Below are 24,815 nucleotides of genomic sequence, written 5' to 3'. Positions count from 1 at the left end.
TCTATCATTGTCATCCGCCTGGCTGTCATGACGTGGCGCCCGGCGCGCGGCGCGGCAGCACGAATCCCAGCACCAGCCCTGCCAGCAGCCCACCGAGATGCGCCTCATTGGCGATGGCCCCAAGGCCGATGGCACTCGATAACGGTGTCATGCACAGCACCAGATAGATCAACATGAAGATCATCAGCGAGCGCTGCATCTGATAGCCCAGCATCGGCCGTCGACGAGCCGCGATGAAGACATAGCCGATCACGGCGAAATCGATTCCCGAAAGCCCGCCGAACAGCACACTGCCGGTGGCGTACTGCGCCAGGTTGGCAGCCACCCCGCTCACCAGCACCACCAGCGCGAAGCGCCAGGCGCCATCGATGGCCTCGATCTGGCGCCCGAACACCCATAGCCACAGCAGATTGAAGACCAGATGCAGAATGCCGAAATGCATCAAGGAGGGTGACCACAGCCGCCACCACTCCCCCGCCAGTGTCGTGGACAACGGCGCCGGTGCAATGTGCTGACTGCCCACCAGCTCAAAGGGCACGATGGCCAGCCATTCGAACACCGCCGCCTGACCCAGCACGTACTGACACAGTACGGTGAGGCAACAGGCGAGCCCGACCAGCCATGTCAGCGGGGTCTGTCTGACGAGCTGCCAGAGACCGCCCGATGCGCCGCTTGAGAAACCCGACGCCTCCGCAGCCTCATCGCGCAGCGGCTCTCCGCGTGAGTGGCGCTCCAGCATCGCGATCACGCGGGGGAGCTGCTCGGGGTCCGCCAGCCACAGCATCTGACGCACCGCTTCCCCGTCAGGGGTCGAGACGCGCTCGGAGGTGATCTGGTGGCCGATCTTCTCCGCCCACAGCGCCTGACGCAGTGCGAGCGTATCGAAGGAGTCGTCTAAGGTCAGAACCTGGAACATGCAGTGTCCTTGCAGTGACAAGTCAGCGTGATGGCATCTCTCGACAATAGCCCGACGTCGAGAGCGCCGATGGACGGTCGGTGGCAGATCCAGCTGATGCCACTCTGGATGGGGACTTGTCTGGAGAGCCGCGATGGCGGCGATGACAAACTGACAGGCATAAAAAAAGTCCGGTGGGGGGCACCGGACTGAGCAAGGGATCATTCAAGGGAACACTTACTCTGAGTCCGGGATGGCGCTTTGGTTCACTGGCTGCTTATTGAAAAAAACAATGGCGATGAGAAAAGGCCGGCAGGTATGACTATGACCCCGCACGCTATCCCCTCATCTCACCGCGCCCCGACAACTCCTCGGCCGGCAACTCTTCCGGCAGTGGACGACTCGAGGGTTCGCGCGGCACCGGCACCCAGACGAAATTGGCGGCATCCAGCGTCGCTTCGCCACTGAAGCGATAGGCGACCAGGCGACCGCACTTGACGGCGCTGTAATCGAGACAGGCGATATTGGTCGCCGGGAGCGCAGGCACCCCCTCACACCAGTAATGTCCCAGGAACAATGGCAATTGCTCTGGTCCGTAATACGGCAATTTCTCGAGCTCGCCCTCGCTCAACCAGCGCGACTCCAGCTCTCCCGGCAGATTGTCGGGCTGGAACACCACATCGCCATAGGTGCGAGGCTCGCGCGCCCAGAAATGCGCCCGGAAACTGCGGCGCGTGAAGCCATCTCCCGAGTGAATCTCGACGCCCTCCGGCAAGCGCAGACTGGTCCCCCGAGTCAGGCGATCCAGCACCCGATAGGCAAAGCTCGAGGGGTCGACGGAGTCCTGCAGGAAGGCTTCATCGATGCAGCCATCCGGAAAGCGCGCCAGAAACGGACGCACCAGCGCTTCATCCCAACAGGCGTGGACCACGCGCAGACCACTCTTGCCCTCTCCCAGCGACGGCAGTTCAAGACACAGTGGCATGCGCATAAACCAGCTCAATGCGTCATCCCACTCATCGGGATGATGCTGATACTGATCGAGCGTCTCGCGAATGATGCGATTGTGCCGCGAGGTATGCGGGCGCAGAAAATCACGGTGATCGCCACTCTCCCGCAGGCGTGCACGCCGACAATAGGCCAGCGCGTTGTATTCATGGTTGCCCATCACGATCAACGCCTCACCGGCTTCCACCATCCGGCTGGCCAACTGGACGGCCAGTCGGATACGAGGCCCACGATCGATGATGTCACCAAGAAAGATCACCTTGCGCGTGGCATGACGATACACGCCATCCTTCAGGTGATAGCCGAGCTTCTCCAGCAGCGCCGCCAGCGTGGCGCCACAGCCGTGCACATCACCGATCAGATCATAGCCATCCCGTGGCGCCACGAATGCGTTCATGCTGCTTGCCTTGATGTCATTCGCCGAGGCGGTTGCTCCAGCCGAGCTTGGTGCGACAGATCTCGAAATAGTTGTGCTCCAGCGGATGGATCAGCGTCAGACGTTCGCGCTTGCGACGAATCTTGAGCACATCGCCGGGCTTGGCCACGACCTGAGTCTGGCCATCGCAGCTGATGTGGGGATAGGTCGTGTTGCTGGCGCTGATGTGCAGGAGTATCTCGCTGGCCGCGTCGATCACGATCGGACGACTGGACAGCGTATGCGGGAACATCGGCACCAGCGTGATGGCCTCCAGGCGCGGGTGGACGATCGGCCCGCCGCCAGAGAGCGCATAGGCGGTCGAGCCGGTCGGAGTGGCCACGATCAAGCCATCGGAGCGCTGGGAATAGACGAACTGGCCATCGATGAACAGCTCGAACTCGATCATCCGCGCCGCCTTGCCAGGATGCAGCACGACATCGTTGAGGCCGTCCGCCGCGCCTATCTTCTCGCCATCCCGAAAGACTTCCGCCTCCAGCAGGAACCGCTGCTCACTGAGGTAGTCACCCTCGAGCACCTCGGCGACCTTTTCCTCCAGCTCATCTGGACGGATGTCGGTGAGAAAGCCCAGCCGGCCGCGATTGACGCCCAGTACCGGCGTGCCACTGCGACACAATGCACGCGCCGCGCCCAGCAGGCTTCCATCACCGCCCACCACGATCACCAGATCACAGCGCTCGCCCATCTGACGACGGCTCGCCACCTCAAGGCCATGGTCAAGCAACAGCGTCGCCGTGCGCTCCTCGATGATCATCGCCAGCTGGCGAGCCTCAAGAAAGCGAATCAAGCGCTTGAGCGTGTCCACTACCTGAGCACTGCCCAGTCGACCAATCACGCCGATCGTATTGAATTGCTGCTTCATCACGCCTCCCGGGCTGTCATGCAGAACATTATGCGGACTCCCTTGACCAGCGGCAATGCACCTGCATTTTCCGTTGCTGCATCAAGCCACTACCCACCCTTGGCGATATCAGCACATCCAATTGCCTGAATGGCGCGTTAGTTCAGGCATATCGCAAGACATTGTCCCGGTCCACGCCCGCGTGTGACAGACAGCGACTCAACGGGACCGGACCAGCACGCCATGCTCTGCATGTCTCGCCATCAAATCACCTTCATGCCTCCTCGACGTGCACCATCAATGTCACAGCCGAGGGGTTCACACGACTCTGGAGCTCTCTCCATGTCACTTGCCAACCTCTCATGGGGCGACTACCGTCAGCTGAACGATGGATTCCCAGCCAATGGAGTCGGGCCCCCGATGCCAGCACACACGACACCCGTCAGTTCGCAAGACCCGGACGACTTTGACCACGCCAGTGCCATAGAGGCCTGTGCGCTCGGTGATGAAACCGCCTTTCGTCGCCTCTATGACCTTGAGTCCGGCCGCATGCTGGCACTTGCCATGCGCCTGCTCGGCAGCCGGGATCAGGCCGAGGACGCCGTCCACGATGCCTTCATCAAGCTGTGGTCCAATGCCGGCCAATATCGCCGTGAACTCGGCAATGGCCGCGCCTGGCTGTTCACCATCCTGCGCTATCGTGCATTGGATCAGCTGCGGGCCCAGGGACGGACGCCCCGCGGTGACAGCGAGGCGCTCGACAGCCTCGCCGACTTGCTCGCCAACCCGGAAGCGGCAGCACACGACAGTCAGACAGCCCATCAGCTGAGCGATTGTCTGGGTGAGCTGGAAGCCCCACGACGCGAACCCATTCTGCTGGCATTCTTCAAGGGCCTGACCCACGAGCAGATCGCCGAAAAACTCAGCGCCCCGCTCGGCACCATCAAGGGTCGCATCCGTGCCGGACTCAAGCGACTGCAGGAGTGCCTGTCACGATGAACCATTCTCCGATCCCCGAATCTCCACAAGAGCAGAATCTGTTGCTGGGTGAACACACCCTGGGCCTGCTGGACCCCGAACGTGAAGCCGAGGTGCGCGCCTGGATAGAGCGCGACGATGAGGCCGCCCGCATGGCACTTCGCTGGCAGCAGCACTGGCTGAGCGTCAGTGATCGCCTGCCGCCGGAACCGGCCTCCGATTCGCTGTGGAAACGCATCGATGCCAGCCTGACGCGCCTCAAGCAGACTACGACGCCAGCCAATGACACGGGTGGCGCTCCTGCTCCGCAAGCCCCCTGGCTGTGGCGCTGGCTGGGAGGCGGGCTGGGTCTGGGGCTGGGCGCCGGACTCGCCCTTGCTCTGGCGATGCAGGTGGGGCCCTTCGCGCCTCAATCACCACAAGATGGCACCCCGCCAGTAGCGAACGAGGTGCCCGAGTCATCCGCGCAGCGCATGGTCGCGGTACTGCAGACTCTCGAGGACCCTGCCACGCCGACCTGGGTCGCCAGTGTCACGGCCGGTGGCGGACTTCAGCTGACACCCAAGGTCACTATCGAGCGTCCGACGGATCGCGCCATCGAACTCTGGACCCTGACCGATCCAGCGGAGGGCCCGCGTTCGCTGGGTCTGGTGGACCCGGTGGCAGGTATCGAGTTGAGCGCCGAGCAGATCGGCCGCATGAGTCCGGGCCAGTTGCTCGAGATGACACTGGAGCCCAACGGTGGTTCGCCGACCGGCAAACCGACCGGCAAGGTGCTGGCCATCGGCCGCCTGGTCAACCTGGGACAGATCGACAGCTGACGGGAGCGCTCTCTGCCCAGGCTCGCCCGCCCTGCCACGGCATGCCTTCTCATCAGAGGCTCGCCGTGCAAGGCGGGAGGCGCCATGCTCTCGGAGGCCCCCAGGCCATGGGGAGCAAGGTCAGCGCAATGGCAACATCAGCGCCAGACACGAACGCCAGACACGAACGCCAGACACGAAGAAGCCCCGCCATGGCGGGGCTTCTTCGTGTCTGGTCAACCGTCTCTTCAGCAGATGCTCAAGGAAAGTGTCAACTCAGCTCTCGGTACGCTCGAGCCAGGATTCGACGGTTTCGGCACCGTGCTCTTCCTTCCACTCTTTCAGCTGCTTGTGATTGCCACCACGGGTCTCGATCACTTCACCGGTATTCGGGTTCTTGTAGACCTTCAGCTTGCGCTTGCGACGAACGCCGCCAGCCTTGGTTTCCGCGCTCGCGGCAGCTGCCGGCGTCTGGCTGGCTTTCGGATCCAGCAGGCCAATCACGTCGCGAGTGGACTTGCCGTATTCACTCATCAGGGAATCAAGCTTGTCCTTGAATTCCAGCTCATTCTTCAGGCGATCATCGTTGCGCAGGCTTTCCAGTTGCTCTTGGAGTTTCTTGAGCTCTTGTTCTTTCTGCATGAAATCGGTCAACAGGGACATGGGGTTCTCCAAGGGTATCGGGACAGTCAGAAATTCACTTCCGGAAACAGGTGCTGCGAAAGAATTCGCCGATCAACAAATAACAGCTGCTTCCTGGATTTGGCTCACGCAGGGACTTGGGACAGTAAGACCCTACAGAAGCTGAAGGGATTATAGACCAAGCATGTCCACGCCGTGAAGCACTAATCAACTAACGACAAGTTAATCAAGCGCTCTCTGGAATGCAATAGCTGGCACTCGAAAAGATATGTGAATTCAAAATAGTCTCTGCCTGCAAATATCGTTAATTAGAATCGACATGAGCCTGGAGTCCCTATATGGCGGGCGTCAGCGGCCGTCAGGCGGTATTGTAGAATCACATCGACATCACAGGCAGGTAAATTCTCTCGCTGGCAAGCCGCAGCTTTCATGAAGTATTCATATTGTGACTTTTTCAGTAGCTCTTTCATCACACATCATCACTCCGAGTCCCTCTTGTTCTTGAGCGTATCCTCAAAAGCATGCAGACACAGAGGAAAGTAAACCTTCGCTTCGGCTCCACCAATCCCCCAGCACTATTTCCGCCGGCAATATTAGAGACATCACCCCCTCCAGAAAGTGACACTTCACAAATCATGTCAACCTGATAAAGTGGTCAAGGTTAACAAAGAGGCTCAATTGCCGTCAGCGTCGATGGAGAACATCATGTCCTACCCCCAGACCGCCTCACATGCCGATCAGCCGCAAGCGCTTTGGCATCCGTATACGCAGATGCACGCGATGCCTGCCCCGCTTGAGGTCGTGGGCGGAGTCGGGCCGCGCATGACACTGAGTGACGGCGAGACCCTGCTGGACGCAACCTGCTCCTGGTGGTGCATGATCCATGGCTATGGCCATCCTCGACTCGTCTCCGCGATTCAGCAGCAAGCGGCTCAATTGTGTCATGTGATGCTCGGGGGCATTCGGCATCAACCGTCGGTGGCGCTGGCCGAGGCACTGGTGCGCATCACCCCGGAGGGGCTGAACCACGTGTTCTTCTCGGACAGTGGCTCCGTCGGCATGGAAGTCGCCATGAAGATGGCAGTGCAATACCAGCAACAGCGTCAGGATCGTGATGACACTCGCGGGCGGACGCGAATGCTGTCGTTGATGAAGGCCTACCACGGGGACACGGCAGGCTGCATGGCGGTCTGCGACCCGGAAGAGGGCATGCACTCACTGTTTGCCGACTTCCTGCCCAGACATCATTTCGCGCCGGCACCGACGGCGGGATTCACGGCGCCATATGAAGAGGTCCTCGGTGACATCGCAGCGCTGCGCAGAGAGCTCGAGACGCATGATGACATCGCCGCTCTGCTGATGGAGCCGCTGCTCCAGGCAGCCGGCGGCCTCAACATGTACTCGCCTCACTACCTGAAAGCGGCACGTGATTTATGTGACGAGTTCGGCGTGGTGTTGATCTTCGATGAGGTCGCGACAGGATTCGGACGTACTGGAAAACTGTTTGCCTGTGAGCATGCAGATGTGACGCCCGATATCATGGTGCTGTCAAAAGGACTGACGGGAGGGTATCTGGGACATGCTGCCACCCTCGCCCAGAGCCATATCTTTCATGCCTTCGATGGCAAGGATGCCAATACTGCCTTCATGCATGGCCCGACGTTCATGGGCAACCCATTGGCTTGCCGAGTGGCACTGGAAAGCCTCAAGGTTTTCGAGGAAGACGATTATCTCGGCAAGATCGCCAGCCTCAATCAGGTACTACGAGAGGAACTCGCGGATTTCTCACATCCCGCCATTGGCGACATACGCGTATTGGGAGCCACTGCCGTGATAGAAGTTCACGATGCAGCAAGTCTTGAAGGGGCTCAGGCTCACGCTCGTCAGCAAGGGGTCTGGTTGCGACCGTTCGGCCGCTGGCTCTATACCATGCCGGCTTATATCACCTCACACGACGACTTGCGCAAGATCACGCATGCCATGAAAAGCCACTTTACCGACAATCTCTGAGGCAAGACGTCAGGACAGGGATCTGCTCGGCTGCCTGTCGGCTGACGGGGAGTGACTGAGAGTGACGATCGCCCTCATCACTCCCCTCTTCTTCCTTCTTTCTTCCTTCTTCCTTCTCTCTTCTCTCAACGCCGAGATTCGAGGCCCATCTCCCGACAGGGAAATACGGTCGGAAGCGCTCAATCTCCCCAGAGACGCCGCTCGAGGCGCGCATGTGCATCTGCCGTCAGCATCCCGCCCTTCATCAGTTTCTTGAGAAAATGACGATAGCGGCGGGCGATCTTGCGGCGCGCCAACCAGGCGATACCGGTGGCGAGGGGGATGAAGTCCGGATTGGAGATACCATCGATCAACCACAGGCGCGGGGATTGATGCTCGCGAAACTGGACCACGATGTTGCGATCATTGAGGTCGGACGGTATCAGCCAACGCTTGTCGAGATAGCGATAGAGATTGGCCAGCTCATCCATCAATGCCTCCTCCCCCACCCGCTCGGGAGTTTCATGACAGACCTCTCGCAGACGGCGCGAGGTCGTGCCGTCATCGTCGAGTATCAGGTCGAAGACCAGCCCGAGGCCCTCTCGGGTCGCCACGCTGCCATGATAGGCAGGCACGTAGGACCAGTCGTGCACACCTCGCCTCACGAGCCCTTCGAAGTAGCGTTGCTCGCGCTGATTCTGGCGGCTCCCTTTGTCGGGATAGCGCGGTACCTTGATGCAGCGCCGAGGATCACGGGGGTCCTGATAAACACGGCGATCATTGCCCATGCCGATGACACGGGCATTTTCAAGCTCCAGCATGCGCTCTCCTGTTGAATAACGCCTGCGACTGCAGCCGCCGGGCAGCGTGGCATTCTACAAAAAGCCCTTCCCTTGCGCCAACCGTGCCGCCGGCGGCCGCGTTCCATGAGGTCATTCATCGGCCATTCAGCTTGGGACCTCGCTCTGGTATGATAACGCGCCGTTTTCTGGCAGTTTCAGGACGAAACCGCCTGACGTAAGCGATCAGCACGACTTGCGAGGTATTGCCCGGGATCGGGTGGCCGCGCACACCTGCAACCCCCCGCTCCATTGGCACATCTCCCTTAATGAGGTACTCGCATGAATGCGGTAATACTGGCCGTTCTGGTCATGGTCGGCCTGTCACTGGCCCGAGTCTCGGTCGTCTTCGCTCTGGTGGCCGGCGCCTTGGTCGGCGGCCTGTTCAGTGGCCTGTCTCTGACTGACACTCTCGGCGCCTTCAACGACGGCGTCGGCGGTGGTGCCAAGGTCGCCCTGGCCTATGCCACGCTCGGTGCCTTTGCCGTGGCCCTGTCTCGCTCCGGCCTGCCGGATCTTCTTGCCGCACGCCTGATCGGCATGCTCAATGGGGAGAGCACCCCTCGCCGTCAGACCGCCATCAAGTACGGCTTGCTGGGCAGCGTGACATTGGTGGCGATCTCGTCCCAGAACCTGATCCCTGTCCACATCGCCTTCATTCCGATCCTGATTCCGCCACTGCTGGTGGCCATGAACCGCCTGCGCCTGGATCGCCGCGCCGTCGCCTGTGCCCTGACCTTTGGTCTGACGGCTCCCTACATGCTGCTGCCGGTGGGCTTCGGTTCCATCTTCCTCAATGACATCCTGCTGGCCAACATCAATGAAGCGGGCCAGGCAATGGGGCTGGAAGTCACCCGCGGCATGGTGCCGATGGCGATGGCCATTCCGGTAGGCGGCATGTTCCTGGGACTGCTGACTGCGGTCTTCGTCTCCTATCGCAAGCCGCGTGACTACGCCAATCGCGAGATCAAGTCGACCAACGTCCCGCACCATACTCCAGTGCATGCACCATCCCGCAGCGGCCTGATCATGGCTGGGGTCGCCATCATCGCCGCCCTGGGCATCCAGCTCTATTCCGGCTCGATGATCCTGGGCGGCCTGGTCGGCTTCGCCATTCTTTCCCTGGGTGGCCTGTTCAAGTGGAACGAAGCCGACGACCTGTTCACCTCCGGCATGCGCATGATGGCACTGATCGGCTTCATCATGATCTCGGCAGCCGGCTTCGCCTCCGTCATGAAAGCCACGGGTGATATCCAGACCCTGGTGGATGCCTCCTTCCACATCATCGGAGACAACAAGCCGTTGGCCGCGCTCGTCATGCTGATGGTCGGGCTGTTCATCACGCTGGGCATCGGCTCCAGCTTTTCCACCATCCCGATCATCGCGGCGATCTATGTCCCGCTGGCTTTGCAGTTCGGCTTTTCCCCCCTGGCGACCGTCGCCTTGATCGGCACCGCGGCCGCACTGGGCGATGCTGGCTCCCCCGCCTCTGACTCCACGCTCGGCCCGACGGCAGGCCTGAATGTCGATCAACAGCATGATCATATCTGGGACAGCGTGGTGCCGACCTTCATCCACTACAACATCCCGTTGATCGTCTTCGGCTGGGTGGCGGCGATGACGCTGTAATCCGCCGGCCAGGGTAGCCTGGCAACGGCAACGGCAACAGAAGATACGACAACGCCCGGCAGGCATCACGTCTGCCGGGCGCTGTCGTCTCTGGGCGAAGAATGAGGCGACACGCCGCCTGACACTGGACAGCCATCCAGTCTTTTAGGATGATGCGCGAATGCGCAAGATCCTTCATGCTGACTGCGATTGTTTCTACGCCGCCGTCGAGATGCTTCGTCACCCAGAGTGGCGCGAGGTGCCCATCGCCATCGGTGGCCGCACCGAGCAACGTGGCGTGATCGCCACCTGCAATTATCCGGCTCGCGCCTTCGGCGTCCGCTCTGCGATGTCCACAGCGCGCGCCCTGCGCCTGTGTCCGCAACTGATACTCGCCCCCCCCGACTTCGAGCGCTACCGTGCCGTCTCGCAGGAGATCCAGGCACTGTTTCACGAACTGACACCACTGGTGGAACCTCTATCGCTGGACGAAGCCTACCTGGACGTCAGCGACATCGAGGAATTTCAGGGAAGCGCGACCTGGATGGCGCGCTGGCTGAAGGAAGAAGCCCTGAAGCGCACCGGGATCACGCTGTCGATCGGCGTGGCCGCCAACAAGTTCCTGGCCAAGATCGCGAGTGATTGGGAGAAACCCGATGGCCTGACGGTGATCACGCCAGAGTCCAGCGACGCCTTCATTCGTAAGCTGCCCGTCGGCAAGCTGCATGGCGTCGGCCCGGCCACGCTGGCCCGCCTCAATCGGCTGGAGATTACCACCTGCGATGACATCCGCACGACACCACTGACCACACTGGTCGAACACTTCGGCAAATTCGGACATCGCCTGCATGAACTCTCTCACGGCATTGATGACCGCCCCGTCAAGGTCGAGAGAGAGCGGAAGTCCATCAGTGTCGAACGCACTTTCGATCAGGATCTTCCGGATCTCTCCGCCTGCCTCGCCAAGCTTCCCATGCTGATGGAGCGCCTCGGGGAGCGTCACGCACGCCAGGAACAGCCGGTGCTGGCCAAGCAGTTCGTCAAGGTACGCTTCAACGACTTCACCAGCACCACGCTGGAAAGCCTCCTCCCCGCCTCCACCCTCTCATTGCCGGACGCCAGGAGTTTCGCACTGCTGATGGAGCAAGCCTGGCAACGTGGCCATCGACCGGTGCGCCTGCTGGGAGTCGGTGTCCGACTCAAGGCCCACGAAGAGACGCAACAGCTGGGGCTGTTCTGAGAGGGTGCCGCGCTTGACTGGCAACCTTGACGGACGGATGACAGGCATAAAAAAAGCCAGTCACAAGGACTGGCTTGTCCGGTCATCGATACCCCAAGGGTATCGCCGGAAGGGTCGTGAAACCCGCTCAAGGAACCATCGCAACCTGCAATGCAGGCAGGAAGCGAGAGTGGGCGAACAGCTCTGCGCATTGAACGACGCAGCCACTCTCGGCAAACGCCTGCGGGGAGCATGAGATGCTCGACCCGCAGGTGTCAGGAAGGAATGCCCAGATTCATCGATGATGATGACAGTCCATCCGCTTCAACTGTCAGCATCATATCTTTTAGCCCGCAAACTAAAAAGCCGATCCACAGCAACAGTCCCATGCCACAACGGCACCGGATCAACGCTGACTCAATGGCAACCGTTGGATGCACTGGTTGGATCACTGGACGGGCGATGGGCGCCAGGATGAGGCGGGTTGTTGCCCCCGGACAGCAGCCGCTGGATGTCCGCCGCCGCCATGGGCTTGTAGAAGTAGTATCCCTGAATGAGATCACAGCGCATTTCGCGCAACAGCTCGAGTTGCTGGATATTCTCCACCCCCTCGGCCACCACCTCCAGCCCCAGTCGATGCCCGAGGAAGACCGTCGCTTCCATGATGGCGCGATCCTTGGGTTCCTGAGCACATTCGATCACGAAGGAGCGATCGATCTTGAGCGCCGTCACCGGCAGCATCTTGAGGTAGCTCATCGAGGAGTAGCCGGTCCCGAAATCATCGATCGCGATCTTGTAGCCTCTGTCGTGCAGGGCACGCAGGCTATCGCGCACCTTGACGTCAGCATCGATCAACACGTTCTCGGTCAGTTCGATGCCGATGTCCCGTGGCGTCAGGCCATATTCCGCCACGCATGCCTCAAGACGCTGGAAGACGTCGCTGTTGATCGCCTGACGCCCGGAGATATTGATATCGATCCGATAGCCCTTGATCCCCATGGCATGCCACTCAGCCTGCTGGCGACATGCCTGGCGAATCACCCAGTCACCCAGGCGCTCGATCAGATTGGTGCGCTCTGCCACCTTGATGAAGTCAGTCGGGGGAATGGGCCCTTCGGGCGCATGCCAGCGCATCAGCGCCTCTACCGACTCGATACGCTCACTGCGCGCCGCGACCTGAGGCTGGAAGTGGAGGAACAGCTCGCCACCCCCATCCTCGCTCAGCAGCGTCTGAAGGCGCCCCGCCAGATGATGCTGATGCAGCATGGCATCGCGCACTTCCTGGTTGAAGAACTGATATCCATCACGCCCGGCCTGCTTCGCTCGGTGCTTGGCGACGTCCGCATTGCGCACCAGTTCCGGCGCATCATTGCCATTCTCGGGATAGAGGCTGACGCCGATGCTCAGACGCAGCAACAACTCACGCCCTTCTATCTGGAAGGGGCGCTGGAAATCTTCGCGGATCCGCTGCACGACCGACAAGGCATCACTTTCATAATCCAGGCGCGGCATCGCCATGACGAATTCATCGCCGCCGAAGCGTGACAGTAGATCCTGACTCCGCTGGAACCCCTGCAAGCGCGACGCGACGCTGCGAATCACGAGGTCCCCCATCTCATAGCCCTGGGTATCGTTGATCTCGGTGAAGTGGTCGATATCCAGGAACAGCACCATCAAGGTATCGCCGTGACGCTGACACTCCCCGAGCATGTTCTCGAGCTCAGTCTCGAACGTCTGCCGATTGGGCAGTTCGGTCAACGGATCGAATCGCGTCATGTAGTCCAGCTCACGCTGCACCTTGCGCTCGCCCGCCAGATCGATGTCGATGCAGAACATCAATGGATTGTCCGACCGCTCACCCAACATGACGTGGTGAGAGAACACCGGCACCGGTGCGCCTGACTTGTGCTTCAGCTCAAGCTCGCTCGCCGGGATCTGGGTGCCGTGATTGACCCACGCGTGGTGGGCATCCACCACGATGTCCGCCATTTCATCCGGTATCAGCAAGGCTTCAAGACAACGCCCTCGAGCTTCCTGCTCGCTGAAACCATACAGTCGCTCGCTGGCCTCATTCCAATAGATCACTCGGCGCTGGCTGTCGTACCCCTGCACTGCCACACGTGGCAGGCTTTCCAGCAATTCGCGAAAGCGCTGGTCACTGGCGGGGAGTCCCATGCTGGCCGAGGGGCCAACAACACTAGTCTGCATGACCGCCTCCTGCGTGTGCTGTTGATATGCCATCTGACGATGACGAATCAGCATGATGCCCGCAGTTGCGCCAATAATCACCATCAGCAGCGCTGAAGGCCAGCGGCCGATGATGTCCTGCACTGCCACGACCCCCACCAGCAGGCCGATCGCGATGGCAGCGACCACTGTTCCAAAGAGCGCAATTCCAGTCGCTCTTCCGGTCTGACGAGACCCATCTGCCATGATCCAGGATACCTCCCCTACCATCTTGTCTACCGACCGGTGCTCGGCGGGGACACGCACGTTGCCTGAATCAGCTGAGTTATCGCGATATACATCACTGGAGCCAATAGCAGTCTAAGTGTCTGCCTCGCATAAACACAGTGCCAAACCCGCCGTGACACACGCCTCCTCTCAACGCTACCAGCACCTGCGTCACGCATTGCCCATGCCGTTTTTCGCCGAAAGGCGACAAAGAATACCGCTCATGACTGACATGATGCCAGGAGATCAGACCTCTAATACCCCTCCATCGCCCAGACGCCCATATTGATGATACTTACGCAAGATTAACGCTCTAAGCCGCGCGCTTGGTTTGACTCTCTCTCATGCATCTTCCCATTCTCCTCGACGTTGCGAACGCAACACCTTCCAACAGGCGCTAAATGCCGAAACATCGAGGAATTCTTGCATGAACATCGTAAACCGTGGTGTACGTCAGCTGGCCGATGCTTCCCGTAAACTCACTCTGGACCAGAGCGCTCTCAACGATCGCTACCCGGCAACGTCATCAGAGGATAGCGCTCTCTCGCTGCCCAGGATCTCTGAGTACTGGCCGACAAGCGTGCATGAGGAGCTGGCTCGTCAGCACTGGAGCAAGGCAACGATCACTCCACACATTGACTTGAACGCCTGGCAGGGTTTCTTGGACAACCTTCCCCGTGACCCTTACGTCAACACACGCTGGAAGCGCATGTCCTGGCTGCACCTGAATGACCAGATGGAAGTCGAAACCCTTGGCGAGTGCCCGATGGCACAGGGTGGACGCTTCAATGACGCTGCCAGCATGGCGGACCGCCTGAGATACTACGATCCGCTGGAAGCGGCGTTCACCGAGCGCGACGACGTGCGCGCCTTCGTCAAGGCCTGGGCCGACATGTGGGGCATCGGGCCGCGTGAGCCGATCCTGATGCAGATCACGGGTGTCCGCGGCGACGGCACCATCGACCCTCTCCAGGGACAAGGCATTCACGCCGATGGCTGCAAGTACTTAAGCATTCTGGTACTCAATCGCGAGAACGTCAGTGGTGCCATCAATACCCTCTACCGCGACAAGGCCGGCAGCGAGTTGCTGGCGACCACCGAGCTTGCACCGGGAGAGGTTCTGCACATCCATGATGACCAGCTGTTCCACAGCGTCAGCTCCATCACTCAGGATAACGCGGGCCAGCACTTCGAGCGCTTCATCATCATCATCAACTGCTCATTCATCGATGAGTTCCAGAACCGCATGCTGCGTCGTCACTTCCCGGGGGCAGTCCTGAACGACTGCGAGTGAAGCCATTCGAATTCACTGAGCAGACTGGCAACCCGGTGTCCGGGCATCGCCCGCACAACTGCCTCGACGACAGCTTTCCTCATCTCATCCTGGGGGATCGGTAGCTTCCGAGGCCTCCCCACCTGACCTGCACTCAAGCGTCGCAGCACGCTACCTGAGCACGACACGAGGAACCAGCCGGGCAACCGGCTGGCCTGGCGTGCCACTCCTGACTGGCCCGAAGGCCTCAGCCTGATCGCGACCGACCCCCTCCTGCAACAGCCCCGCCAACGGCTTCCGCCTGCATGCCAAGCGCATCGGTTTCATTGTCCGCGCGCCATGTACAGGCGATATACTCGACTCATGACAGAGGCGTTGCCCACGATGCGCCTTCCACGACAGGAAATCCTCATGACGCTTGAATCAGGACTGACCTTCTTCCTTGCCATCTTCCTCTTCGGGATCACTCCCGGCCCCGGAATCCTCGCCCTGATGGCGCGTGGCATGAGCCAGGGAGGCAATGCCTGTGTCCCGATGGCCGTCGGCATGAGCCTCAGTGACGTCTGCTACATGCTGGCGGCCGTCTTCGGTCTCTCGGCACTGGCGACCCATTGGAGCGAGCTCTTTCTGGTCATCCGCCTGCTGGGGGCCGCCTATCTGATCTACCTGGGGTACAAGCTCTGGACCTGCCGACCCAGCCTGGAAGACACGGAAATTCCCGACATGCGCGGAAGCTGGTGGCGTGGCTTCCTGCAAGGCTTCCTGATCTCGGCCTCCAACCCCAAGGTCATCCTGTTCTACATCGCCTTTCTGCCGACCTTCATGGACATCACCCGCCTGAGTGGTGGCGATATCGTGATCGCGGCCGCTCTCAATCTCAGTGCCTTGCTGATCGGGGTCGTCCCTGTCGGTTACGCCGCAGGCCGCATTCGTCGCCATCTGCGCTCGACGCGAGCCGTCAGACGCCTCAACCGCAGCGCTGCAAGCCTGATGATCGGTGCCGGCAGCTACCTCGCACTGCGTGGTTGAGCACCGGCCTCCTGCGCCAGTCTGGCCGCCGATACGAGAACGCCCCTGTCAATCACATGACAGGGGCGTTCTCTTCGATCACTGAGGCAATTCGCTCAGGTCATGCAACGGATGGCACCGTTACTGACGGATACCTTCCACCACCAGGTACATGTCGACCGTCGCGGCCGCTGGCCCAAGCTTGGAGGTGTCGATGCCATAGTCGGCGAGCTTGAGCGTGGTGGTGCCCTCGAAGCCCTGACGATAGCCGCCCCAGGGGTCTTCGCCACCGCCGATGTGATCGACATCGATGGTGATCGGCTGCGTCTCGCCATGCAGTGTCAGATCCCCCGTCAGCTTGCCGGCACCATCACCGGAAGAGGTGAACCCGGTGGAGACGAAAGACGCCGTCGGGTACTCGGAAGCATCCAGGAAATCAGCAGACTTGATGTGCTTGTCGCGCTCGGCGTGGGCGCTGTCCAGGCTGTCGACATCGACTTCGACCTTGACGCTTGACGCCTCGGGCTGACCCTCGTCATAGCGGAAGGTCCCCGTGAAGTCCTTGAACTCACCTAGGACGTAGGAGTAGCCGAGATGGCTGATCTTGAACTGGATGAAGGCGTGCTGGCCCTTGGTGTCAATGACATAGTCCGAGGCCTGAGCCTGGCCCGCCATCAAGGGGAGTGCCGCTGCCAGAAGGCCGCCAGCGAACGTCTTGCCCAGCGAGAAGGCCTTGGGTGTCAGGGATGTGTCGTTCATGTCCTAGCTCCTTGAGGATTCGTCATGCATGGTGCCGCCGTGGTGGCCGGCAATTCCTTTCAGCGCAGCGGCCAGAGCATACGTCGCAACGTGTCCTGGCCCTCCATCAGATGATGCTTGAAGGCGGCAGCGGCGTGACCAAGCGACAGGATGACAAGCGCCCAGGCCGCGTACCAGTGAACGTCTCCTGCCAACGTCGCCTGATCCTTCATCCCGCTGAGCAAGGCAGGCACGTCAAACAGCCCGAATACGCTGATGGCTCGTCCATCCGCCGTCGAGATCAGATACCCCGAGATCATCACCAGCAACAGCAATGCATACAGCAAGGCATGCCCGATGCGCGCCGCCCGCTGCTCGATGCGGGAGCCATGCGCCTGTGGCGTCGGCTGCATGGCTCGCCAGACAAGGCGCAGCAACGTGATCACGAACAGCACCACGCCCACGGAGCGATGCCACCAGGGACCCAGCTGATACCAGCGATCATAATAGCCGAGTGATGTCATCCACCACCCGAGGGCGAAGAGCCCGATGATGGCCAGCGCCGACAGCCAGTGCATCACGATGACGGGCCAGCCCCACCCCCGACGACTATTGCGCCACATGCTTGTCTCCCTGTCCTGTCATCCAACGCGCCGAGCGTGAGCCCACCTGCCGTGATCGACGCTCTCAACCGCGATACGACACCGTATCGTGATGATGCCTTCCCATGGCTGCCAGCTTACCCACTGGCCTGCCACGCGCCAAGCGATAGTCCCACCCCTTTCTCATCATGCCGCGCCAGCCATGCCGGCGCTGAGCGCTCTCTTCCCGAGACACCGGCCACCGTCATGGCCGAGCAGATGCAGAAACGCCCGGCATGGCCGGGCGTTCTCTCACGACAGTGCTGGTCGACTCATGCAGACGCCAGGCGATCCAACCCAAGCGCCAGATCACGCTTGATGTCATCGAGATCTTCCAGACCCACCGCGATGCGCACCATGCCGTCCACGATACCGGCGGCCGCTTTCTGCTCATCGCTCAAGCGACCATGCGTGGTGGTGGCAGGATGCGTGATAGTGGTCTTCACATCACCGAGGTTGCCGGTGATCGACAGGATGCGCGTGGCATCGATGACCGACCAGGCCCCTTCACGACCTCCCTTGATGACCACCCCCAGCACGGCACCGAAGGCCTTCTGCTGAGCCTTGGCGAGCGCATGCTGCGGATGACTCTCGAGGCCTGAATAGTGGACGCGCTCGACCGCAGGATGCGCTTCCAGCCAGTGCGCCAGCTCCAGCGCACGTGCACAGTGGGCCTCCATGCGAATGTTGAGCGTCTCCAGTCCCTTGAGGAAGACCCAGGCATTGAAGGGACTCAGGCAGGGCCCGCACGTCCGCACCACGCCGAAGACCTCTTCCATCAACGCGCTGCTGCCGACCACTGCCCCGCCCAGAGTCCGCCCCTGCCCATCCAGATACTTGGTGGCGGAGTGAATGACGATATCCGCGCCCAGGGTCAGCGGACGCTGCAATGCCGGGGTACAGAAGCAGTTGTCGATGGCAAGCCATGCATCATGTTCATGTGCCAGCGCTGCCAGCGCCTTGATGTCACCGATCTCGGACAACGGGTTGGACGGCGTCTCGGCGAACAGCAGCTTGGTGGACGGTGTGATGGCCGCGCGCCAGGCCTCGAGATCCCCCAGTTCGACGAAGCGCGTGGTGATGCCCAGCTTGCCGAAGTACTTGGTGAACAGGCTCACACTGGAGCCGAAGATGGAACGCGAGGCGACGATCTCATCCCCGGCTTCCAGCAGGGCCAGCACGGTGGACATGATCGCGGCCATGCCGGAGCTGGTGGCCACGCAGCGCTCACCGCCCTCCATTGCCGCCAGTCGCTCCTCGAAGAAGCGCACCGTCGGGTTGGTGAAGCGCGAGTAGATGTTGCCGGCTTCGTCACCACCGAACTTGGCTGCCGCCTCGGCCGCACTGCCATAGACGAAGCTGGACGTGGTGTAGATGGGCTCGCCGTGCTCCTGCTCACCGCCACGCAAGTGACCGGCGCGGATGGCGAGCGTCTCCAGTCCCAGCTCATCGCGGGAAAGGTCGGCGCGGGAAAGATTGTCGTCGTGCATGGTGTCCAGTACCTCTACTGATGGAATCCGCTGATCTCTGTCCCGGATGACGTGGCTCACGGGATTGTCAGGTTACGCGCCGCGGGCGCTTCTTTCATGAGCCGGGAAACAGAGCAGAAAGCTGTCGGTTAATGTTACCGGTTTTGAACGCGCAACGGGCCCCGGATTTCTCCGGAGCCCGTTGCGAATCACTCACCCTGCCATGACCTGTCACGCGAGACAGGCCAAGGGGTCAGTCGATGTCTTCGGAATCGTTGTGCAGATCCACGACCGCGTGGGTCTCGCCTGCGTTCTTGGCTCCATCGTTGCGTGAAGCCTGCAGGTCGTTGAGGTAGGCCTCATCGATATCGCCGGTCACGTAGATTCCATCGAACACGGAGCAGTCGAACTCGTCGAGGGCAGGATTGACCTCGCGACAGGCGTCCTTCAGGTCATCGAGATCCTGATAGAACAGACGATCCGCGCCGATCAGATCCGCGATTTCCCTCTCGGTACGACCATGGGCGATCAGCTCTTCCGCGGCCGGCATGTCGATACCGTACACATTGGGATAGCGAACCGCTGGCGCCGCCGAGGCGAAGTAGACATTCTTCGCGCCCGCCTCACGGGCCATCTGGATGATCTCGTTGCAGGTGGTGCCACGCACGATGGAATCATCCACCAGCAGCACGTTCTTGCCGGCAAACTCGATATCGATGGCGTTGAGCTTCTGACGCACGGACTTCTTGCGCAGCGTCTGCCCCGGCATGATGAAGGTACGGCCGATGTAACGGTTCTTCATGAAGCCTTCGCGGTAAGTCACTCCCAGATGCTGAGCCAGCTCGAGAGCGGACGTGCGCGAGGTATCCGGAATCGGGATGACGACATCGATGTCCTGCTCCGGCCATTCCCGCACGATCTTGTCGGCCAGCTTCTCCCCCATGCGCATGCGGGTACCGTAGACATAGGCACCGTCCAGCAGGGAGTCCGGACGCGCCAGATAGACGTGCTCGAAGATGCACGGCTTGAGTACCGGGTCATCAGCGCACTGCAGGGTATGAAGCTGACGCTCCATGTCGATGAAGACGGCTTCCCCCGGTGCCAGGTCACGGATCAGCTCGAAACCGGCGACGTCCAGCGCCACGGATTCGGAAGCGATCATGTACTCGGTACCTTCAGCAGCCTCGCGCTTGCCGAAGCACGCCGGACGAATCCCGTGCGGATCACGGAAGGCGACCAGGCCGGTGCCGTTGATGATCGATACGGCGGCATAGCCACCCTTGCAGCGACGGTGCACACGACGTACCGCATCAAAGACATCACCCGCGCCCAGACGCATGCCCTGCTTGCCCAGCTCGTGAGCGAAGACATTGAGCAGCACTTCGGAATCGGAGCTGGTGTTGATGTGACGCAGGTCGGAGGAGAAGAGCTCCTGCTTGAGCTGCTCGGAGTTGGTCAGGTTGCCGTTGTGCGCCAGGGTGATGCCGTAGGGCGAATTGACGTAGAACGGCTGCGATTCCGCCTCGCTGGAAGAGCCAGCGGTCGGATAGCGAACATGGCCGATGCCCATGTTGCCCTTGAGTCGCTGCATGTGACGAGTGCGGAAGACATCACGCACCAGGCCATTGCTCTTGCGCAGCAGGAAACGACCCTCGTGCCAGGTCATCATCCCCGCGGCATCCTGCCCACGATGCTGCAATACGGTCAGCGCGTCATACAGCGCCTGGTTTACCGAGGCGTTGGCCATCAAACCTACAATCCCGCACATCCCGTCATTACCTCACTGATACACACTAGGAGAGGGAGGCGCCAGCCATCATCAGCGCGCCTCCACATGGCAATATGAGTGCTCACATGCCGCAATTGTCAGGCCTGCCCACACCACAGGCAACACCTGACCGATGGGTCAATCGATACCACGATGCTTGCTGCACCTCGACGCGCTGACCTGCTCGGAGGGTCGAGCAGACAAAACAAAAGCGCCGAGCAAGAATGCCCGGCGCTTTTGTCGTCTCAAGGTGCTGCGGTGTCACCATCACGCTGCTGATGCTGCTGACGCATGAACTGCTCGGCGACCTGCTGACTGACGCCTTCACTCAGCGTGCGTCCTTCGTGGCGGGCACGCTCGAGCATGCCACTCGCCTGCTGCTGGAAACCGGCAGTCTGTGAGGATGGAGCCGTCCCGTCCTGCGGCAACTGCCAATCCCCTCCCGTGTCCCACTCACGGTAGCGTGCCAGCGACCAGTCGCGCAGCTGCTCCAGCGTCGGGCGCAGCTGCGCCGCCTGCCAGTCCGCACTGTCACGCAGAGGTGTCAGGCCGACGACAGCCGTCACCAGTACCAGGATCACCGCCGCCCGAAGCGCGCCGAAGACACCCCCCAGCAGGCGATTGAAGCCCCCCATGCCGACCGCCTGGACCAGGCGTTCGAGCAGACGCAGCATCAATCCCCAGACCAGCACCGTGCCCAGTACCACCAGCACGAAGCCGACCGCGGTGCGAATGCCCGGAGACAGGATCACCTCGTCGAGCAGGGCCCCGGCTTCCGCCCCGAACTGGCGTGCCGCCACCAAGGCCACCAGCCAGCCTGCCAGTCCCAGCGCCTCGCTGAGCAGACCACGCATCAACCCCAGCAACACGGAGATGATCAGCAGCCCCAGACACAACCAATCGATCCAGACCAGCGCGTTCACTCACCCTCCTTCCGGCGTACCAGAAGGCCCTTGATATTGACCTGCTCCTGAAGGCGAGAGCGCGCGGACTCACCAATCTCGGAAGATTTGTAGGGACCGACGAATACCACGGTCAGATTGCCATCCCGCGCGACGCGATAGGCCGCGAATCCCTTGCTCTGCAGGTCCTTCTGGAGTCGCTCGGCGTTGGCCGGCTTGCCGAAGCTGCCGACCTGCACCGCCCAGCCACCGGCGGAAGAAGATGGCGCGCTGGCGGTAACGGCAGGCTTGGGCTCAGGCGCCGGTTTGGGCTCTGGCTTGGGCGTCGGGGCCGGCTTGGGCTGCGGTGTCGGCGCAGCCTTCGGCTCGCTGCTGGACACGGATCTGGTCGGCGACAGCTGCTGCGCCTCCGCCACGCGAGCTCGCGACTCGGAGGCGTTTTCGATGCCGGGTCCGGGATCACTGTCACGCACCTTGCCATTGCCATCCACGAAGGTGATGGGGACATCGGTACCAATCTTCAGCTCGCTGGGGGGCTGCGGTGCATCCACCGTCGAACGGTCGATATCCACCGGTTTGCCCAATGTCATCACCGGACTGGGACGCTCATCACGGGCCGGCGGCTCATCAAACAACATCGGGATGAAGATCACGCCCAGGGCCAACAGGATGACTGCGCCGCTGATCCGTTCTCGCTTGCCATATTTCATCGTGCCATCTCCCTTGCACCCGGATTCCAATGACCGCGGTCCTGCTTCACCTCAGGCATCCTCGTCGTCAAGCCATGCCAGCGCTTCGCCGACCGTGAAGAAGGAGCCGCAGACCAGCACCTCCCCCGCGGTGGCATGCTCCACCAGCCAATTCGCCGCCTCAGCGACCGAATCGCATTCCGCCAGCACGGTCCCCTGGCAGGCACGCACCACGGCAGCCAGCTCACTGGCCTGGCGAGCACGCTCGCCGCCCAGTGTCGCCACGACGAAGCCATCCACCACGGGCGACAGCGCCTCGATCACGCCTCGCGCGTCCTTGTCTCCCAGCATGGCCAGCAGCACCAGACGCGGTCGAGCGGAACGCTCACGCGCCGCCAGACGACTGGCCAGATAACCTGCCGCATGCGGGTTGTGCCCCACATCCAGACACCAGTCACGCCCATGACGCTGGACCCATTGCATGCGCCCCTTGAGCTGGACATTGGCCATGGCATGGCGCACGCATGACACCTCAAGCGCCACACCGGCTGCGACGAGCGCATTCAGCGCACTGGCCGCGTTGTCGCGTGGCAGACCGGGGTCCGGAAGTGCCTCGAGGGTCATGACGGGGTCGCTCAATCGCTGCCAGTGCCAGAGCCCATCCGCTGACGACCTTGCCGGGGAGGCGAGGTCCTGCTCGCAGGCGTCCTGCCAGACAAAGTCCTGCCACAGCACCTGAGGCGTCACACCCAGCGAGCGGGCGTGCTCGGCACAGCTGCTCGGCAAGTGATCGGAGCCGAAGATGGCCGGGCGCCCTGCACGCAGGATACCCGCCTTCTCGAAGCCGATGTTCTCGAGGTCCGTGCCCAGGAAGGCAGCATGATCCTGTGCCACGGTGGTGATCATCGCCACATCGCAGTCGATGATGTTGACGGCATCCAGACGCCCGCCGAGACCGACCTCCAGAATCGCCAACCGTGGCTGTCGCTGAGCGATCAACCACAGGCCAGCGAGCGTGCCGGCCTCGAAGTAGGTCAGGCTGATCACGCCCTGCCCATCTCCCACATCCGAATGACGCGCCGAATCCACCTGCTCGAAGGCAGTGATCAGCTCGGCATCACTGGCGTGCTGCCCATCGAGGGTCACGCGCTCGTTGTAATGCAGCAGGTGCGGAGAGGTGTAAGTCGCGGTCGTCAGACCATGCGCACGCCCGAGCGCCTCGAGCATGGCGACCGTGGAGCCCTTGCCGTTGGTACCGGCCACGGTGATGACCCGCTCGCCAATGCGACGAGCCCCGGGGCCGACAAGCCCCAGACGCTCAGCCATGCATTGCACGCGGGCGAGCCCCATGTCGATGCTGACGGGATGCTGGCGCTCCAGACGCGAAAGCCAGTCTTGCAGTGACAGCTCGCGTGGCACGGCCTCATGCAGGGCAGCAACGCTCAGCGGAGGCCGCTCACGGGACTGCAGCACCTCTCGGGTGCTGCAGTGGCCCGGCGCATTGGCCTGCTCAGCCATCGCGACGATCGCCTTGCGGCTTGTCGGCGGAGAATGTCTCGTCAAGCACGCTGTCAACCGCGGAGCGCGGCTCTGCAGGCTGCGGCTCGCTCGGTGCAGCCTCGACAGCCTCACCTTCGACAACGACTTCCGTGGCATCTACCACCGGTGCCTGCACGTCAGCCTTGACCGGCAGACCCTGCAGCTTGAGCAGGATGCTGGACAGACGCTCACGCATGTCGCGACGATGGATGATCATGTCGACCGCGCCATGCTCGAGCAGGAACTCTGAACGCTGGAAGCCTTCCGGCAGCTTCTCGCGCACGGTCTGCTCGATGACACGCGGGCCAGCGAAGCCGATCAGGGCATTCGGCTCGGCAACGTTCAGGTCGCCCAGCATGGCAAGCGATGCCGATACGCCACCGAAGACCGGATCCGTCAGCACGCTGATGTACGGTACGCCTGCCTGCTTGAGCTTCTCGAGCGCAGCGGAGGTCTTGGCCATCTGCATCAGAGAGAACAGTGCTTCCTGCATGCGCGCGCCACCGGAGGCCGCGAAGCATACCAGCGGCACTTCTTCCGCCAGCGCGAGTTCGGCGGCACGCACGAACTTCTCACCGACGATGGCCCCCATGGAGCCGCCCATGAAGCTGAATTCGAAGGCAACGGCCACGACAGGCTGTCCGGAAAGCGTGCCGCGCATGGCGACCAGCGCATCCTTCTCGGACGTCTGCTTCTGGGCGGCGCTCAGGCGATCCTTGTACTTCTTGGAATCGCGGAACTTGAGGCGATCGACCGGCTCCAGATCTGCCGCGATCTCCTCGCGACCCTCGCTGTCGAGGAACCAGGACAGACGGGCACGCGCAGTGAGACGCAGATGGTGGTCACACTTCGGGCAGACGTTGTCGTGCTTGGTCAGCTCCGGAAGGTACAGGACTGCTTCGCACTTGGGGCATTTACGCCACAGGCCATCAGGAATGGAGGTGCGCCGATCCTTGCGTTGGATACGGCTCATTGACGGCACAATCTTGTCAAGCCAGCTCATGGTGGGGAGGCTTCCGTTTTGCTGCTGTTCTGGGCACCGCTCGACGACTGTCGGCGGCCATGCGAGTTGGCACACG

The 24,815-nt window shown here is 61.5% G+C and carries 21 protein-coding genes; 7 read left to right on the top strand and 14 right to left on the bottom strand.

From position 1 onward, the window contains the following. Nucleotides 1-25 precede the first annotated feature (25 nt). From BOH68_RS05125 to BOH68_RS05115, 3 genes are all read right to left on the bottom strand, one after another. Nucleotides 26-916, bottom strand: a complete 891-nt coding sequence (locus BOH68_RS05125) for a rhomboid family intramembrane serine protease (RefSeq protein ID WP_170877347.1) — start codon at nt 914-916, stop codon at nt 26-28. A gap of 316 nt (nt 917-1,232) precedes the next feature. Next, nucleotides 1,233-2,300, bottom strand: a complete 1,068-nt coding sequence (locus BOH68_RS05120) for a metallophosphoesterase (RefSeq protein WP_077372446.1) — start codon at nt 2,298-2,300, stop codon at nt 1,233-1,235. A gap of 16 nt (nt 2,301-2,316) precedes the next feature. Further along, on the bottom strand, nt 2,317-3,201 hold the full coding sequence (locus BOH68_RS05115) for an NAD(+) kinase (RefSeq protein WP_077372443.1): 885 nt from the start codon (nt 3,199-3,201) through the stop codon (nt 2,317-2,319). Nucleotides 3,202-3,522: 321 nt separating this feature from the next. Between BOH68_RS05115 and BOH68_RS05110 the strand changes: the two genes are divergently transcribed. Both BOH68_RS05110 and BOH68_RS05105 read left to right on the top strand, forming a co-directional pair. Then, on the top strand, nt 3,523-4,179 hold the full coding sequence (locus BOH68_RS05110) for an RNA polymerase sigma factor (RefSeq protein WP_205700458.1): 657 nt from the start codon (nt 3,523-3,525) through the stop codon (nt 4,177-4,179). Then, complete coding sequence (locus tag BOH68_RS05105) at nt 4,176-4,979, top strand: anti-sigma factor (protein WP_077372440.1); 804 nt, start codon at nt 4,176-4,178, stop codon at nt 4,977-4,979. The genes BOH68_RS05110 and BOH68_RS05105 overlap by 4 nt, the downstream gene beginning before the upstream one ends. 255 nt (nt 4,980-5,234) lie before the next feature. Here BOH68_RS05105 and BOH68_RS05100 read toward each other — a convergent pair whose 3' ends face one another. Next, nucleotides 5,235-5,621, bottom strand: a complete 387-nt coding sequence (locus BOH68_RS05100; protein ID WP_077372437.1) for a histone-like nucleoid-structuring protein, MvaT/MvaU family — start codon at nt 5,619-5,621, stop codon at nt 5,235-5,237. A 684-nt stretch (nt 5,622-6,305) separates the two neighbouring features. Here BOH68_RS05100 and bioA point away from each other — a divergent pair. Then, complete coding sequence (gene bioA, locus BOH68_RS05095) at nt 6,306-7,610, top strand: adenosylmethionine--8-amino-7-oxononanoate transaminase (RefSeq protein ID WP_077373187.1); 1,305 nt, start codon at nt 6,306-6,308, stop codon at nt 7,608-7,610. A gap of 179 nt (nt 7,611-7,789) precedes the next feature. Here the strand turns inward: bioA and BOH68_RS05090 are convergent, their stop codons facing one another. Next, nucleotides 7,790-8,410 (bottom strand): YrbL family protein, encoded by a 621-nt coding sequence (locus tag BOH68_RS05090; protein WP_077372434.1) that lies wholly within the window; start codon nt 8,408-8,410, stop codon nt 7,790-7,792. 300 nt (nt 8,411-8,710) lie between these two features. On the opposite strand from BOH68_RS05090, the gene BOH68_RS05085 reads away from it, so the two are divergent. Both BOH68_RS05085 and dinB read left to right on the top strand, forming a co-directional pair. Further along, nucleotides 8,711-10,057, top strand: a complete 1,347-nt coding sequence (locus tag BOH68_RS05085; protein ID WP_077372432.1) for a Na+/H+ antiporter family protein — start codon at nt 8,711-8,713, stop codon at nt 10,055-10,057. Between the two features lie 160 nt (nt 10,058-10,217). Beyond that, nucleotides 10,218-11,276 carry a DNA polymerase IV gene (gene dinB / locus BOH68_RS05080; protein ID WP_077372429.1) on the top strand — a complete coding sequence of 353 codons (1,059 nt, stop codon included), beginning with the start codon at nt 10,218-10,220 and terminating at the stop codon, nt 11,274-11,276. A gap of 396 nt (nt 11,277-11,672) precedes the next feature. Here dinB and BOH68_RS05075 read toward each other — a convergent pair whose 3' ends face one another. Continuing rightward, nucleotides 11,673-13,463 (bottom strand): putative bifunctional diguanylate cyclase/phosphodiesterase, encoded by a 1,791-nt coding sequence (locus BOH68_RS05075; protein ID WP_254696435.1) that lies wholly within the window; start codon nt 13,461-13,463, stop codon nt 11,673-11,675. 673 nt (nt 13,464-14,136) lie between these two features. Between BOH68_RS05075 and BOH68_RS05070 the strand changes: the two genes are divergently transcribed. Both BOH68_RS05070 and BOH68_RS05065 read left to right on the top strand, forming a co-directional pair. After that, nucleotides 14,137-15,003 (top strand): 2OG-Fe dioxygenase family protein, encoded by an 867-nt coding sequence (locus BOH68_RS05070; protein WP_077372427.1) that lies wholly within the window; start codon nt 14,137-14,139, stop codon nt 15,001-15,003. Nucleotides 15,004-15,393: 390 nt separating this feature from the next. Then, nucleotides 15,394-16,011, top strand: coding sequence for a LysE family translocator (locus BOH68_RS05065; protein ID WP_077372424.1), 618 nt, complete (start codon nt 15,394-15,396; stop codon nt 16,009-16,011). Between the two features lie 120 nt (nt 16,012-16,131). On the opposite strand, the gene BOH68_RS05060 is transcribed toward BOH68_RS05065, so the two are convergent. The 8 genes from BOH68_RS05060 to accD all read right to left on the bottom strand — a co-directional run bounded on the left by BOH68_RS05060 (nt 16,132) and on the right by accD (nt 24,739). After that, a complete protein-coding gene (locus BOH68_RS05060) occupies nt 16,132-16,749 on the bottom strand; it encodes a YceI family protein (RefSeq protein ID WP_077372421.1) in 618 nt (205 codons plus the stop codon). Nucleotides 16,750-16,808: 59 nt separating this feature from the next. Continuing rightward, nucleotides 16,809-17,351 (bottom strand): cytochrome b, encoded by a 543-nt coding sequence (locus BOH68_RS05055; RefSeq protein ID WP_077372418.1) that lies wholly within the window; start codon nt 17,349-17,351, stop codon nt 16,809-16,811. A 290-nt stretch (nt 17,352-17,641) separates the two neighbouring features. After that, nucleotides 17,642-18,859 carry an O-succinylhomoserine sulfhydrylase gene (locus tag BOH68_RS05050; protein WP_077372415.1) on the bottom strand — a complete coding sequence of 406 codons (1,218 nt, stop codon included), beginning with the start codon at nt 18,857-18,859 and terminating at the stop codon, nt 17,642-17,644. 232 nt (nt 18,860-19,091) lie between these two features. Then, nucleotides 19,092-20,606: an amidophosphoribosyltransferase gene (gene purF / locus BOH68_RS05045; RefSeq protein WP_077372413.1), complete on the bottom strand. Its 1,515-nt coding sequence runs from the start codon at nt 20,604-20,606 to the stop codon at nt 19,092-19,094. A 245-nt stretch (nt 20,607-20,851) separates the two neighbouring features. Beyond that, on the bottom strand, nt 20,852-21,529 hold the full coding sequence (locus BOH68_RS05040) for a CvpA family protein (RefSeq protein WP_077372410.1): 678 nt from the start codon (nt 21,527-21,529) through the stop codon (nt 20,852-20,854). Continuing rightward, nucleotides 21,526-22,218, bottom strand: a complete 693-nt coding sequence (locus tag BOH68_RS05035; RefSeq protein WP_077372407.1) for an SPOR domain-containing protein — start codon at nt 22,216-22,218, stop codon at nt 21,526-21,528. The genes BOH68_RS05040 and BOH68_RS05035 overlap by 4 nt, the downstream gene beginning before the upstream one ends. A 51-nt stretch (nt 22,219-22,269) precedes the next feature. Beyond that, nucleotides 22,270-23,715 carry a bifunctional folylpolyglutamate synthase/dihydrofolate synthase gene (locus BOH68_RS05030; protein WP_077372404.1) on the bottom strand — a complete coding sequence of 482 codons (1,446 nt, stop codon included), beginning with the start codon at nt 23,713-23,715 and terminating at the stop codon, nt 22,270-22,272. Next, nucleotides 23,708-24,739, bottom strand: coding sequence for an acetyl-CoA carboxylase, carboxyltransferase subunit beta (gene accD, locus BOH68_RS05025; RefSeq protein WP_077372401.1), 1,032 nt, complete (start codon nt 24,737-24,739; stop codon nt 23,708-23,710). Before accD ends, BOH68_RS05030 begins: the two co-directional genes overlap by 8 nt. Nucleotides 24,740-24,815: the final 76 nt, after the last annotated feature.

It is taken from the genome of Cobetia sp. MM1IDA2H-1 (assembly GCF_002916775.2).
Classification (GTDB): Bacteria; Pseudomonadota; Gammaproteobacteria; order Pseudomonadales; family Halomonadaceae; genus Cobetia; species Cobetia marina.
This window is presented reverse-complemented; position numbering and strand designations above follow the sequence as displayed.

Bases quoted from the DNA above. Each gene is read 5' to 3' on its own strand.
- BOH68_RS05055 (WP_077372418.1), bottom strand. From the start codon at position 17,351: ATGTGGCGCAATAGTCGTCGGGGGTGGGGCTGGCCCGTCATCGTGATG.
- accD (WP_077372401.1), bottom strand. From the start codon at position 24,739: ATGAGCTGGCTTGACAAGATTGTGCCGTCAATGAGCCGTATCCAACGC.
- dinB (WP_077372429.1), top strand. From the start codon at position 10,218: ATGCGCAAGATCCTTCATGCTGACTGCGATTGTTTCTACGCCGCCGTC.
- BOH68_RS05115 (WP_077372443.1), bottom strand. From the start codon at position 3,201: ATGAAGCAGCAATTCAATACGATCGGCGTGATTGGTCGACTGGGCAGT.
- BOH68_RS05125 (WP_170877347.1), bottom strand. From the start codon at position 916: ATGTTCCAGGTTCTGACCTTAGACGACTCCTTCGATACGCTCGCACTG.
- BOH68_RS05035 (WP_077372407.1), bottom strand. From the start codon at position 22,218: ATGAAATATGGCAAGCGAGAACGGATCAGCGGCGCAGTCATCCTGTTG.
- BOH68_RS05120 (WP_077372446.1), bottom strand. From the start codon at position 2,300: ATGAACGCATTCGTGGCGCCACGGGATGGCTATGATCTGATCGGTGAT.
- BOH68_RS05090 (WP_077372434.1), bottom strand. From the start codon at position 8,410: ATGCTGGAGCTTGAAAATGCCCGTGTCATCGGCATGGGCAATGATCGC.
- BOH68_RS05100 (WP_077372437.1), bottom strand. From the start codon at position 5,621: ATGTCCCTGTTGACCGATTTCATGCAGAAAGAACAAGAGCTCAAGAAA.
- BOH68_RS05085 (WP_077372432.1), top strand. From the start codon at position 8,711: ATGAATGCGGTAATACTGGCCGTTCTGGTCATGGTCGGCCTGTCACTG.
- BOH68_RS05060 (WP_077372421.1), bottom strand. From the start codon at position 16,749: ATGAACGACACATCCCTGACACCCAAGGCCTTCTCGCTGGGCAAGACG.
- BOH68_RS05105 (WP_077372440.1), top strand. From the start codon at position 4,176: ATGAACCATTCTCCGATCCCCGAATCTCCACAAGAGCAGAATCTGTTG.
- bioA (WP_077373187.1), top strand. From the start codon at position 6,306: ATGTCCTACCCCCAGACCGCCTCACATGCCGATCAGCCGCAAGCGCTT.
- BOH68_RS05030 (WP_077372404.1), bottom strand. From the start codon at position 23,715: ATGGCTGAGCAGGCCAATGCGCCGGGCCACTGCAGCACCCGAGAGGTG.
- purF (WP_077372413.1), bottom strand. From the start codon at position 20,606: ATGTGCGGGATTGTAGGTTTGATGGCCAACGCCTCGGTAAACCAGGCG.
- BOH68_RS05050 (WP_077372415.1), bottom strand. From the start codon at position 18,859: ATGCACGACGACAATCTTTCCCGCGCCGACCTTTCCCGCGATGAGCTG.
- BOH68_RS05075 (WP_254696435.1), bottom strand. From the start codon at position 13,463: ATGCAGACTAGTGTTGTTGGCCCCTCGGCCAGCATGGGACTCCCCGCC.
- BOH68_RS05070 (WP_077372427.1), top strand. From the start codon at position 14,137: ATGAACATCGTAAACCGTGGTGTACGTCAGCTGGCCGATGCTTCCCGT.
- BOH68_RS05065 (WP_077372424.1), top strand. From the start codon at position 15,394: ATGACGCTTGAATCAGGACTGACCTTCTTCCTTGCCATCTTCCTCTTC.
- BOH68_RS05110 (WP_205700458.1), top strand. From the start codon at position 3,523: ATGTCACTTGCCAACCTCTCATGGGGCGACTACCGTCAGCTGAACGAT.